Origin of the sequence: Arthrobacter sp. ZGTC412, from assembly GCF_002929215.1 — a bacterium.
Taxonomy (GTDB): domain Bacteria; phylum Actinomycetota; class Actinomycetes; order Actinomycetales; family Micrococcaceae; genus Arthrobacter.
In genome coordinates, this window is the sequence record NZ_PJII01000002.1 from 114,553 (window position 1) to 126,827 (window position 12,275).

The window sequence follows — 12,275 nt, forward strand, 5'->3', positions numbered from 1 at the left end:
GTCTAGGCTCCTCTGCCGTTGGATGAATTGATGTTTATGGGGCGGGTGCCATCTGTGGGGGCATACGGGTGGATGGTGGCCAGGACCTGGTCCGCCTTTACGAGGTCACCCGGCCGGATGCTTAGGTGGACCGTCCCGTCCAGGGGTGCCAGCAACTGGTGCTCCATCTTCATCGCCTCTACGGACAGCAACACCTGTCCGGCCACCACGGCGTCGCCGTCGCTGACCGGAACGGACACCACTGTTCCCGGCATCGGTGAGCGTACCGCGGGATCGGCGGCGCCCTCCTCCCGGTGGATGGCAGCGAGCACCCGCTCAAGCCGCGACTCGCGGGTAAGCACCTCCAGCCGGCAGGACCAGCCTTCGTTGCCTAGGAACAGCTCCGCGGGTACCCCGATGACCGGCGAATCACGTGTAGGGGTCACCGGGCCACGGAAGACCGGCGCCACAGCATAGGTTGTTGCGCGGCCGTCCAGGGTCAGCACGGCCGCGCGCGGGGAAAGGAACTCCAGCCGCGCCGGACGTGCGGACCCGTTGTCCACCGCCGCAAGGACAGTGCCGCCAGAGACAGTGAAGTCAGGAACTGCACCCCGGGCCACCATGCCGTCTCCCACCACCGCACCGGAGTCGGCGCCGCTGATTCGCACTGTTGCGACGCCGCCGTCCGGCGTTCCCAAACTGATCCGCCGGGGTGCCGGTGCTCCCAGCCGCCAGCCATTCCGCGCCTGCCAGGGGCCGGGCGGCAGGGGTAAGTTGCTCTGTTCCTCGGCCGCGACAGTGAGGAGCGCCGCCGCCACCAGTTCGGAATCGGCAACCCGGCGGAACGAGAGATCCTGCAGTTTGCGCTCTATCAGGCCGGTATCGAGCCGGCCGGCGCGGACGTCGGGATCATTGATGAGCAACCGCAGGTACTCCACGTTGGTGTCCAGCCCCAGCGCTGTATATCCGGCGAGCGCCGCGTCGAGGGTAGCCAGGGCAGCCGCGCGGTTCTCGCCCCACGCGATGAGCTTGGACATCATGGGGTCATAGCTGGCCGAGAGCTCCAGGCCCTCCACCAGGGACGAGTCCACCCGCACGATGCCGTTGCCGGCCGTAACCTGGGTCCGGGAAGGGGCGCTGGGCCGCCTTGGCCCGCCGGGCAATTCGTCCAGCAGGAGCAACGTGCCCGTGGACGGAAGGAAGTTCTTCTCGGGCACCTCGGCGTACACGCGGGCTTCCACTGCGTGCCCGTTAAGTTCGACGTCGGCCTGGCGGACGGTGAATTCCTCGCCGGCGGCGATCCGCACCTGCCATTCAACGAGATCGATGCCGGTCACCATCTCTGTCACAGGGTGCTCCACCTGCAGCCGGGTGTTCATCTCCATGAAGTAAAAGTCCTCCGGCGAATCGTCGGAGACAAGGAACTCCACTGTTCCGGCACCGCTGTAATTCACGCTGCGAGCGGCGTTGCAGGCGGCCTCGCCGATCCGGGCACGGATCGCGCTGCCCTCGGGGAGCCCTTCAAGCAGCGGCGACGGTGCCTCTTCAATAACCTTCTGGTGCCGCCGCTGCAGCGAGCATTCACGCTCGCCGAGGTGGATGACGTTGCCGTGGTTGTCCGCGAGCACCTGCACCTCGATGTGCCGCGGCGTTGACACCAACCGCTCGAGGAACAGGGTGTCGTCGCCGAAGGCGCTTGCCGCCACCCGCCGCGCCGTGGCCAGCGTGGCCTTGAGGTCCTCCGGGCGTTCAACCACATGCATGCCCTTGCCGCCTCCACCGGCGGAGGGTTTGATCAGCAGGGGGAACCCCACCGCTGCAGCAGCCAGCTCCAGCTGTTCGTCCGTCATTCCTGGTTGCGCCACCCCGGGGACTACGGGCACGCCGTATCCGGAAACATGGTTTTTGGACCGGATTTTGTCGCCCATCATGTTCAGGGCCTCCACGCCCGGGCCGATGAAGGTGATGCCGGCCTGGTCCAGGGCGCGGGCGAAGTCCGCGTTCTCGCTCAGGAAGCCGTAGCCCGGGTGCACCGCTTCGGCTCCGGTCTTATGGCAGGCCTCGATGATGGCCTCGATCTTGAGGTAGCTTTCGGTGGCGGCGGCGGGGCCGATCCGGACGGCCGTGTCTGCTTCGCGCACGTGCCGGGCGCCGGCGTCGGCATCGCTGTAAACGGCGACTGACCTGATACCCAGGGAACGGAGCGTGCGGATGACGCGGCTGGCGATCTCGCCGCGGTTGGCCACGAGGACAGTACCGAAAAGTGCATTCTGGTTTGGCGGCGCCGTGACGGCTGTTTCCTGCCGGGTGGCGGGCGATAGAGGCATGGTCATTGCGGGCTCACATCCTGAAGAGGCCAAAGGAGGTTTCCGGCAGCGGGGTACGGGACACCACGTCCAGCGCCAGGCCCAGGACGGTGCGGGTGTCCGCGGGATCAATTACCCCGTCATCCCACAGCCGGGCGGTGGAGTAGTAGGGGCTGCCCTGGTCCTCGTACTGCCGGCGGATGGGCGCTTTGAAGGCTTCCTCGTCCTCAGCGGACCACTCGTGGCCGGCAGCCTCGTACTGGTCACGCTTCACGGTGGCCAGGACGCTGGAGGCCTGGTTGCCTCCCATCACAGAGATCCGGGCAGCGGGCCACATCCACAGGAACCGCGGCGAATAGGCGCGGCCGCACATGGAATAGTTGCCGGCACCGAAGGAGCCCCCGATCACCACCGTGAGCTTGGGCACGCGGGCCGTGGCCACGGCCGTGACCATCTTGGCGCCGTTCTTGGCGATGCCACCCTGCTCCGAATCCTTGCCCACCATAAAACCGGAGATGTTTTGCAGGAACACCAGTGGGATCCCGCGCTGGTCGCATAGTTCGATGAAGTGGGCGCCTTTCAGGGAAGACTCACTGAACAGCACACCATTGTTGGCCACGAGGCCCACCTGGTGACCGTGCAGCCTGGCGAAGCCGGTCACCAGGGTGGCGCCGTACTCCTTCTTGAACTCGTGGAACCGGCCGCCGTCCACCAACCGGGCGATCACCTCGTGGACATCGTAGGGGGCATTGACGTCAGTGGGAACGGCCCCGTAGAGCCCGGCCGGGTCTGCGGCGGGTTCGACGGCGTCTGCCACCTCCCACGCCGGTAAGGCCGGGGGTGGCAAGGTGGCGACGATGTCCCGGATGATCTGCAGAGCGTGTTCGTCGTTTTCGGCAAGATGGTCGGTCACGCCGGAGATCCTCGAGTGAACTTCCCCGCCGCCGAGCTCCTCCGGACTGACTATTTCACCGATCGCGGCCTTCACCAGCGGCGGCCCGCCCAGGAAGATGGTGCCCTGGTTCCGGACGATGACGGTCTCATCACTCATGGCAGGGACGTAGGCGCCGCCCGCTGTGCAGGACCCCATGACCGAAGCGATCTGGGGAATCTTGGCCGCCGAGAGCCTCGCCTGGTTGTAGAAGATACGCCCGAAGTGGTCCCTGTCCGGAAAAACCTCGTCCTGCTTGGGCAGGAAAGCTCCGCCGGAGTCCACCAGGTAGATGCAGGGCAGCCGGTTTTCGAGGGCGATCTCCTGGGCCCGCAGGTGCTTCTTCACCGTCATGGGATAGTACGTTCCGCCCTTGACGGTGGCGTCGTTGGAGATTACCAAAACGTGCCGCCCGTGAACCAGCCCGATTCCCGCAATGACGCCCGCGCCGGGAGCCTCGTCGTTGTACATCCCGTTGGCGGCCAGCGGGGCGATCTCAAGGAAAGGGCTGCCGTCATCCAGCAGCTGGTTGATGCGCTCGCGGGGCAGGAGCTTCCCCCTGGCTATGTGGCGTTCCCTGGACTTTTCGGGCCCGCCCAGGGCGGCGTCGGCCAGCTTCTTTCGCAGCTCTTCGGCGAGCGCCAGCTGGGCTGCCCGGTTGGACGCATAGGCCTCGGCTGTTGCGTCGAGCCTGGTGGCAAGGGTCTCCATTGACGGTCCGTTCCTGTTCCGATCCGAGCCGCCGAAAGCCAACTCGGTTAGCGCCCAATAACTGAAATTCAGGTTAGTCTTTATTAACTGTGAAGTCCAACACACATACCGCCCTGTCTAGGCCTGCGGTTACGAGGAGGGAATGTGGCCAGCACCAACGCCACCCGGGCCGGCGGGCGCGCGTCCTCGACAGGGGACGCCACTTCGGACGCGGCCCCGCCTCCGCCACGTGATCCCGCCAGCCCGCGCGGGTCTTCAACCCCAGGCGGCTCGTCAACCCAGCGCGGCCAGGCGAAGGAGAACCGCCGGCAGGCGCTGCTGTCTGCCGCCGCTTCGCTGTTCGCCGTCAACGGGTTCAACCGCGTGTCCCTTGAGGACCTCGGAGCGGCGGCAGGAGTCAGCGGCCCCGCGGTCTACCGTCATTTTCCCGGCAAGCAGGCGGTCCTCGCGGACCTGCTGGTGACCGTCAGCAAGGAACTGCTCGACGGCGGCCTCGAGGTGGTTGCCCAAAATCCCGATCCCGCATCCGCCCTGCGCTGCCTTGTGGAGTTCCAGGTGGACTTTGCCCTGGGCAAGCCGGACGTCATCCGGGTACAGGACCGCGACTTCAGCAATCTGTCCGAACAGGACCAGTCGGCCGTACGGACGCTCCAGCTTAGTTACGTCGAGGTGTGGGTGGACGTACTCGCCAAGCTGCATCCGGACACCGAGATCGCGGAACTCCGGATGCGCGCCCATGCCACGTTCGGACTGATCAACTCCACGCCGCACTCCGTCCGCAGCCACGGCCGGAAAATGGCGGCACGATCCGCCCGTCCCCTGCTGGAGAACATGGCGCTCGCCGCCCTGCTGGTCGAGGTTCCGCAGGGCTAACCAGGAAGCTGCGACAAGTTCTCGGCCAGGAGCACACGGACCACACGCGGCTCGGGGACAGGAGCGGCCCTGGACCGCATAAGCGGTGCAGGGCCGCAACGCTCGTGTGGTCCAGGGCCGCCACGCAAGAAGCTGCCGGGGCAGCTACACCATCGTGAGGGCCATTCCCGGCTCCCCGAGGATCGCGCCCACATCAGCCAGGAAGCGTGAACCCTGTTCCCCGTCCACCAGGCGGTGGTCAAAGGACAGGCTCAGGGTGAGGACTTGGCGCAGGGCAACCTGGCCCTGATACTCCCATGGCATGTTCCGCACCGCCCCCAGCGCAAGGATGGCTGCCTCCCCCGGGTTGAGGATGGGCGTGCCGGCGTCGATCCCGAAAACACCGATGTTAGTGATCGAAATGGTTCCCCCGGACAGATCCGCCGGTGTGGTCTTGCCCGCCCGGGCGGCTTCGGTGAGTTCCGCCAGGGCATCCGCGAGCTGCAGGAGTGACAGCGAGTCCGCGTCCTTGATATTGGGAACAGTCAGTCCCCTTGGTGTTGCGGCGGCGATACCGAGGTTCACGTAGTTGAACGTCACGATCTCCTGATTCGCCTCGTCCCACCGGGCGTTCAGGGCGGGGTTCCGGCGCAGAGCGATAAGCACAGCCTTCGCCGCCAGCGTGAGCGGGGTCAGCTTGTGGCCGCCGAATTCGCGGCTTCCCTTGAGCTTTGCCAGCAGGTCCATGGCGGGGGTGACATCCACCGTGAGGAATTCGGTGACATGGGGAGCGGTGAAGGCGCTCTGCACCATGGCGGCCGCCGTGAACTTCCGCACGCCCTTGATGGGCGTCCGGGTTTCCCGCTCTCCCTGACGAACTTGCAGCGCGACGGCGGCCCCTGCTTCCCGGGCGGGAGCAGCGCCCGCCGACCTGCCATCCAGAAAGTGCTGGACGTCCTCGCGGGTGATCAGGCCCTGGGGTCCCGTCGCTGCAACCAGTGCCAGGTCCACGCCCGAGTCCTTCGCAAACTTCCGCACGGGCGGGGTAGACCGGGGGCGGGTCCCGGCGGACTGGGCTTCGACGGGCTGGGCTTCGACGGACGCAACCACCGGGGCTTTGGTTTCGACAGGCCGGGTTTCGACAGACTCAACCACCGGGGCTATCACCTGGACAGACTCAACCACCGGGAGCCGGTTGCGGGGGCGACGGGCCGGCCGGGCGGAGCTTTCGACGACGGCGCCGTACCCCACCAGATTGGGTTGCCTCTTGGCCGGCTCCCCCTCCTGCCCTGCTGCGGGGCCCGCCGGGGCTGCCGGGGCTGCCGGGGACGAGGCGGCGGTACCGGGCCCTGGCGAGGGGGTTCCGGCGTCGTCCGATACCTCAAACGAGACGATGGGCTTGCCCACCTCCACGATCGTTCCCGGTTGTTCGTGCAGTTCCCTGATGACTCCGGCGAAGGGGGACGGCAGCTCAACCACTGCCTTGGCGGTTTCGACCTCCGCGATTACCTGGTTGAGGCTGACGGTATCCCCCACCCCAACCTTCCAGCTGAGGATCTCCGATTCAGTAAGCCCTTCGCCCAGGTCCGGGAGCCGGAATTCCTTGATCATGGTGGCGCTCATCCTTCCAGCCCGCTGAGGGAGTTCGGCCGGCCCAGGGCGCGGTCCACGCCGTCGAGGATGCGGTCCAGGCCCGGCAGGTGGTGCATTTCCAACTTGGAGTACGGGTACGGGATGTCGAAGCCGGTAACGCGGACAGGCGCCGCTTCGAGGTAGTAGAAGCACCGCTCGGTAATGCTGGCTGCCACCTCCGCGCCGAGGCCTCCGGACTGCCCGGCCTCGTGGGTCATGACCAGGCGGCCGGTCTTGCGGACCGAGGCCACAACGGTGTCGTAGTCCACGGGGGCCAGCGAGCGCAGGTCGATGACCTCGATGGAAATGCCTTCATCTGCGGCTGCAAGGGCGGCGTCGCGGGCCGTCTTCACCAGCGGGCCGTAGGCCACCAAAGTGACGTCAGCGCCTTCCGCCAGCACCCTGGCCTTGTCCATGGGTGCGGCGGAGTGCGGATCAACTGACTCATCGACGTCGGCTTTGTCGTGATAGCGGCGCTTGGGCTCGAAGTACAGGACGGGGTCGTCGCAGGAGATGGCCTGCTGGATGACTGTGTGGGCGTCCTGTGGGTTGGACACGGTCACAACCCGCAATCCGGAGGTGTGGGTGAAGTAGGCTTCCGGGGATTCCGAATGGTGTTCGGGTGAGCCGATGCCGCCGCCGAAGGGGACCCTGATGGTGATGGGCATTTTCACAGCACCACGTGTCCGGTAGTGGAGCTTGGCCACCTGGCTGACGATCTGGTCGAAAGCCGGGTATATGAAGCCGTCGAACTGGATTTCCACCACGGGGCGGTAGCCGCGGTAGGCCAGCCCCACAGCGGTTCCAACAATGGCGGACTCTGCCAGGGGTGTGTCCACCACGCGGTGCTTGCCAAAGTCCTTCTGAAGCCCGTCGGTGATCCTGAAGACACCGCCCAGGGCACCGATGTCCTCGCCGAGGAGGATTACCTTGGGGTCGTTCTCCAGGGATTTGCGGAGGCCGGCGTTGATGGCGCGGGCAAAGGTCATCTGGGTCATCAGCGTGCACCTTCTTCTGAGACGGCTTCTGCGGGATCACCGAAGGAGGCCAGGTAACGGGTGTAGTGGTCCTGCTGCCGGTCCAGCCAGGAGTTGGGGGTGCTGTAGACGTGCTTGAAAACGTCCAGCGGCTGCGGCTCCGGCATGGTGGTGCAACCTGTGCGCATTTCCCGGGCAACGGCGTCGGCTCTGTCCTTGACCTGCTGCTTCAGCGCTGCCGTCAGCAGGCCTTTGCGGTCCAGAAGCGCTTCCACCCGGCTGATTGGGTCCTTCGCTGCCCAGTCCTCAAGTTCGTTGGCATCCCGGTAGCGGGTGGGGTCATCGGCAGTGGTGTGGGGGCCCATCCGGTAGCTGACGGCTTCAATGAAGGTGGGACCGCCGCCGCGCCGGGCCCGGTCCAGGGCCACCCGCGTTGCGGCCATCACCGCCAAAACGTCGTTGCCGTCCACCCGGAGGCTGGGGATGCCGAAGCCGGCCGCCCTGTCCGCCAGCTGGATATGCGACTGAAGCCGCACCGGCTCTGAAATGGCCCAATGGTTGTTGGTGCAGAAAAACACCACGGGCACCTGGAAGCTCGCGGCAAAGACCATGGCCTCGCTGACGTCGCCTTCGCTGGTCGCGCCGTCGCCAAAGTAGGTGACCGCAGCGGAATCAGCGCCATCGTTCTGGATACCCATGGCATAGCCGGTGGCGTGGAGGGTTTGGGCGCCGATGATGATCTGCGGCGTCGCCATGTTGATCGAATACGGATCCCAGCCGGACGACGCGTTTCCGCGCCAGACCCGTACGATGTCCGTCAGGTCAACACCCCGGCAGTACGCCACACCGTTTTCGCGGTAGCTGGAAAAAACGAAGTCGTCCGCGCGGAGGGACCGGCCGGAGCCGACCTGCGCCGCCTCCTGCCCCAGCAGCGGCGGCCACAATGCGAGCTCACCCTGCCTCTGCAGGGCCGTGGCTTCGACGTCGATGCGCCGGACCACAGTCATGTCCTCGAACAGCGAACACAACTGCTCGTCTGTAATGTCCTGGACCCAGGGGTCGAATTCCGGGTGGCTTACCCGCTCCCCGGAGGGAGTAATCAACTGGACGAGGCCCCTGCCCTGCCCGTGGATGTCCGCCATGGCATCAGTGCTTGGGGCACCTGCACTTGGGGTATCTGCGCCGTCCTGGCCCGTTCCGTCTGTAGACACGATAGCCGCACCTTCTCACGTTGTTGACCCGCGGAATTCGGGACTTGTGATCCCGCTGGCCGCCGGCCCCCGGGCGCCGTTGCCCCGGATACTGTGACCCTACTCACAATGCTCATTGGGTACAACCACCAGGGCCGTCGTTGAGCACAATGCTCTGCGAGGCGTCTTGTGACAGTGCTAACGTTGCGCATTATGCAAGCTTTGGATGGCACTGACACCCGCCTTTTAGTTGCCTTGGCCCAGGATCCGCGGCGGACGGTGGTGGCCCTTGCCCAGAAGCTTGGACTGTCCAGGAATACGGTGCAGGCACGGATGGCCCAGCTGGAGAAAAAGCACGTCTTCCTTTCCTTCGAACGCAGGATCAATCCGGTGGCGCTCGGGTATCCGCTGATGGCGTTCATTTCCGTCCATGTCCAGCAGCAAAAGCTTGCCCAGCTGGCGACAGCCCTGGCCGATGTCCCGGAAATCCTCGAAGGCTACGGACTCACCGGCTCCGCCGACCTGCTGCTCCGGGTGGTGGCACTGGACGCCGAGGACCTCTTCCGCATCAACGGGAAGATCCTCGCGTGCGACGGCGTGGACCGGACTGATACTGCCCTGGCGATGGGTGAGCTCATTCCCTTCCGGGTGCAGCCCCTGCTGGAGCGGGGCCCGCAAGGCAGCTGACAGCGCCCGCGGGACTGCCATGGAAGTACGACGGCGGCAGCGCGGGCTATAGGCTGTTGCAAGTTAATCACGGGTTCCGGGAGGGCCCCGCAACCAGGCGGTGCCATGCAACACGCCGGAAAGGCTCCATCTTGAGCAGTCCTCAGGAACCGCACCAGCCGGGACAACGCCGACAGGCGCCGCAGCAGCCATCCCTGCCCCCGCAGCAGCTGCCGGGCCACGGTGGCCGGGCCTACCAGGTTCCCGCCGGCGCGTACGCGGAGCCCGGCCCGTTCGGGCTGCCGGGCCAGCAGCCCCCGGTTAGGAGCCGGCGGAAACTGTGGATCATCTTGGCGAGCATCGGCGGCGTCCTGCTTTTGGTGGTCCTGGGCATCATCATCCTGGTCAACGTGGTGGGGAGTGCCACCACCCAGGCAAGGGGCCTTGCTGACGGTTTCACCAGGATGGTCATCAGCGGCCAGAGCTCGCAGGCCTACGATGAGTACCTCGACCCTGCCCTGAAGGAACAGTTGTCAATGGAAGCGTTTATCGCCGGAGTGGACACCCTGGAGATGAATGATTCGTGCAAGCCGTCCTACAACGCCCTTGAGGTGGGCACCGACAACGGGGTCAAGGCGGCGGACGTGGCGGGTGTCATCACCTGTGACGGCAAGGAAGTGGACCTTTCCTACCGCTTCGAAGGCACAGAGGAGCTGAAGATGACCAACATCAAGCTCCGGCCGAAGGCCTAGCTCCACCGCAGCCCAGCCCGCAAGGGCGGCCTCACAACGGCGGGCTCCACACAGACCAGCTCACAGACAGACCAGCTCACAGACAGGCAGAAAAAGAGCCTCGGCGCCGCAGCGCCGAGGCTCTTTCTGGAGTGGCAGGTAATTGCTTCCGGAGGGTTAGTGGTTGACTGCCTTCTCTGCCCCGACCCCGGTGAGGGACCGGACTTCCATCTCCGCCTGCTTGGCGGTGTCTTCGCGCCTCTTGTCCAGGACGGTTCCCAGCCAGCCGAGGAAGAACGCCAGCGGAATGGACACAATGCCCGGGTTGCTCAGCGGGAAGATGGCGAAGTTGGCGTCCTTGATCATCGAGGTTGCGCCGCCGGAAACCACCGGCGAGAAGATGATCAGGACAATCGCGGCGCCAAGCCCGCCGTACATGCTCCAGACTGCACCCTGCGTGGTGAACTTCCGCCAGAACAGGGAGTAGACGATGGTGGGCAGGTTGGCGGAGGCGGCGACGGCGAATGCCAGCGCCACGAGGAACGCCACGTTCTGCCCGTTGGCGAGGATGCCGCCCAGGATGGCCAGGATGCCAATCACCACCACGGTGCGACGGGCGACCTTAACTTCGGTGTCGGCGTCGGCCTTGCCCTTGGAGATGACACTTGCGTAAATGTCATGGGCGAAGGACGCAGCGGCGGTGATGGTCAGGCCGGCCACAACGGCGAGGATGGTGGCGAAGGCGACGGCCGAGATGAAGCCCAGCAGCAGCGGTCCGCCCAGGTAGAAGGCCAGCAGCGGGGCCGCGGCATTCACGCCGCCGGGTGCGGTACGGATGGTTTCCGGACCCACGAGTGCAGCTGCGCCGTAGCCGAGCACCAAGGTGAAGAGGTAGAACAGGCCAATCAGCCAGATGGCCCACACCACGGACTTACGGGCTTCCTTTGCGGTTGGAACCGTGTAGAAGCGCATCAGGACGTGCGGCAGGGCGGCTGTTCCAAGGACCAGCGCGAGGCCCAGGGACATAAAGTCGAGCTTGGACGTCTCGGTCTTGCCGTACTGCAGGCCCGGGTTGAGGACGGCGGGATTGTTGGCCGTCTCCACTGCTGCACCCAGCAGGCTGGAGAGGTTGAAGCCGTAGATCGCCAGGACCCAGAGCGTCATAACCGCTGCTCCGGCTATGAGCAGGACTGCCTTGATGATCTGCACCCAGGTGGTGCCCTTCATGCCGCCGATGAGCACGTACATGATCATCAGGCCGCCGACGACGATGATTACCAATGCCTGTCCGCCCCAGTCGCTGATGCCGAGCAGCAGCGAGACAAGGCTTCCGGCGCCTGCCATCTGGGCCAGCAAGTAGAAGAAGCAGACAACGAGGGTGGAGATGGCGGCGGCGATTCGGACGGGCCGCTGCCTGAGGCGGAAGGACAGCACGTCCGCCATGGTGAACTTGCCTGTGTTGCGCAGGAGCTCGGCAACGAGCAGCAGCGCCACAAGCCAGGCCACCAGGAAGCCAATGGAGTACATAAAACCGTCGTAGCCGTTGATGGCGATGGCTCCGGTGATGCCCAGGAATGAGGCTGCCGAGAGGTAGTCCCCCGCGATGGCCGTTCCGTTCTGCGAGCCGGTGAAGGAGCGGCCGGCGGCGTAGTAGTCGGCCGCCGTTTTGTTGTTCCGGCTGGCGCGGAAAACAATCACCATGGTCACGGCCACAAACAGGCCGAAGACGCCCATGTTCAGCAGGGTGGTGTCCTTGAGGGCGGCGACGTCCACCGCCGTGGCAATCCCGATCATTTGTTTACCCCGCCCACTCGGTTGCCGTCCTTATCAAATTCGTGCCCTTCAATCTCGTCACGGATTTCCGCGGCGATGGGGTCCAGCCGCCGGTTGGAGTAGCTGACGTACCAGCTGGTGATCGCAAACGTCGAGACGAACTGGAGCAGGCCGAGGATCAGGCCAACGTTGATGTTGCCCCAGACCTTGGTGGACATAAAGCCCACGGCGTAGTCCGCCAGCAGGACGTATGCGAAATACCACAGCAGGAATGCGATTGCCATGGGGAAGACAAAGCTGCGGTGACGCTTGCGCAGTTCTTGGAACTGCTCGGTCGACTGGACCTGTTCAAAGTCCACGGACGCCGCTGCGTCCGGAGTGTGGGCATCATTACCCATCGTTCCTCCTCATTGAGACTTGCCTTGAACACACCAGCCGCAAATCCTGTCAGGAATACCGCAAGTGTGACTGCAATCACTCTGCTGGGCGCCGGCGGCACATGCCAGATCCGGCCCGCCGGCGGTCGC

10 protein-coding genes are annotated in these 12,275 nt (G+C 65.3%); 3 read left to right on the top strand and 7 right to left on the bottom strand.

The window, feature by feature from the left end; genetic code table 11:
- Window positions 1–2: 2 nt before the first annotated feature.
- Window positions 3–2,312, bottom strand: a complete 2,310-nt coding sequence (locus CXQ88_RS03740; RefSeq protein WP_373637690.1) for an acetyl/propionyl/methylcrotonyl-CoA carboxylase subunit alpha — start codon at window positions 2,310–2,312, stop codon at window positions 3–5.
- 7 nt (window positions 2,313–2,319) lie between these two features.
- Window positions 2,320–3,927, bottom strand: coding sequence for a carboxyl transferase domain-containing protein (locus CXQ88_RS03745; protein ID WP_104042830.1), 1,608 nt, complete (start codon window positions 3,925–3,927; stop codon window positions 2,320–2,322).
- Window positions 3,928–4,071: 144 nt separating this feature from the next.
- On the opposite strand from CXQ88_RS03745, the gene CXQ88_RS03750 reads away from it, so the two are divergent.
- Window positions 4,072–4,800: an SACE_7040 family transcriptional regulator gene (locus CXQ88_RS03750; RefSeq protein ID WP_104042831.1), complete on the top strand. Its 729-nt coding sequence runs from the start codon at window positions 4,072–4,074 to the stop codon at window positions 4,798–4,800.
- A 144-nt stretch (window positions 4,801–4,944) separates the two neighbouring features.
- On the opposite strand, the gene CXQ88_RS03755 is transcribed toward CXQ88_RS03750, so the two are convergent.
- Genes CXQ88_RS03755 through pdhA form a run of 3 tightly spaced genes read right to left on the bottom strand, consistent with a single transcriptional unit; the run spans window position 4,945 to window position 8,599 of the window.
- Complete coding sequence (locus CXQ88_RS03755; RefSeq protein ID WP_258061676.1) at window positions 4,945–6,402, bottom strand: dihydrolipoamide acetyltransferase family protein; 1,458 nt, start codon at window positions 6,400–6,402, stop codon at window positions 4,945–4,947.
- Window positions 6,399–7,409 (bottom strand): alpha-ketoacid dehydrogenase subunit beta, encoded by a 1,011-nt coding sequence (locus CXQ88_RS03760; protein WP_104042832.1) that lies wholly within the window; start codon window positions 7,407–7,409, stop codon window positions 6,399–6,401. Before CXQ88_RS03760 ends, CXQ88_RS03755 begins: the two co-directional genes overlap by 4 nt.
- Window positions 7,409–8,599: a pyruvate dehydrogenase (acetyl-transferring) E1 component subunit alpha gene (pdhA, locus tag CXQ88_RS03765; protein ID WP_104042833.1), complete on the bottom strand. Its 1,191-nt coding sequence runs from the start codon at window positions 8,597–8,599 to the stop codon at window positions 7,409–7,411. The genes CXQ88_RS03760 and pdhA overlap by 1 nt, the downstream gene beginning before the upstream one ends.
- Window positions 8,600–8,791: 192 nt before the next feature.
- Between pdhA and CXQ88_RS03770 the strand changes: the two genes are divergently transcribed.
- Complete coding sequence (locus CXQ88_RS03770; RefSeq protein ID WP_104042834.1) at window positions 8,792–9,265, top strand: Lrp/AsnC family transcriptional regulator; 474 nt, start codon at window positions 8,792–8,794, stop codon at window positions 9,263–9,265.
- A gap of 131 nt (window positions 9,266–9,396) precedes the next feature.
- Window positions 9,397–9,996, top strand: coding sequence for a hypothetical protein (locus CXQ88_RS03775; RefSeq protein WP_258061677.1), 600 nt, complete (start codon window positions 9,397–9,399; stop codon window positions 9,994–9,996).
- Window positions 9,997–10,152: 156 nt separating this feature from the next.
- On the opposite strand, the gene CXQ88_RS03780 is transcribed toward CXQ88_RS03775, so the two are convergent.
- Both CXQ88_RS03780 and CXQ88_RS03785 read right to left on the bottom strand, forming a co-directional pair.
- Window positions 10,153–11,769 carry a solute symporter family protein gene (locus CXQ88_RS03780; RefSeq protein ID WP_104042835.1) on the bottom strand — a complete coding sequence of 539 codons (1,617 nt, stop codon included), beginning with the start codon at window positions 11,767–11,769 and terminating at the stop codon, window positions 10,153–10,155.
- On the bottom strand, window positions 11,766–12,146 hold the full coding sequence (locus CXQ88_RS03785; RefSeq protein ID WP_104042836.1) for a DUF485 domain-containing protein: 381 nt from the start codon (window positions 12,144–12,146) through the stop codon (window positions 11,766–11,768). The genes CXQ88_RS03780 and CXQ88_RS03785 overlap by 4 nt, the downstream gene beginning before the upstream one ends.
- Window positions 12,147–12,275 lie beyond the last annotated feature (129 nt).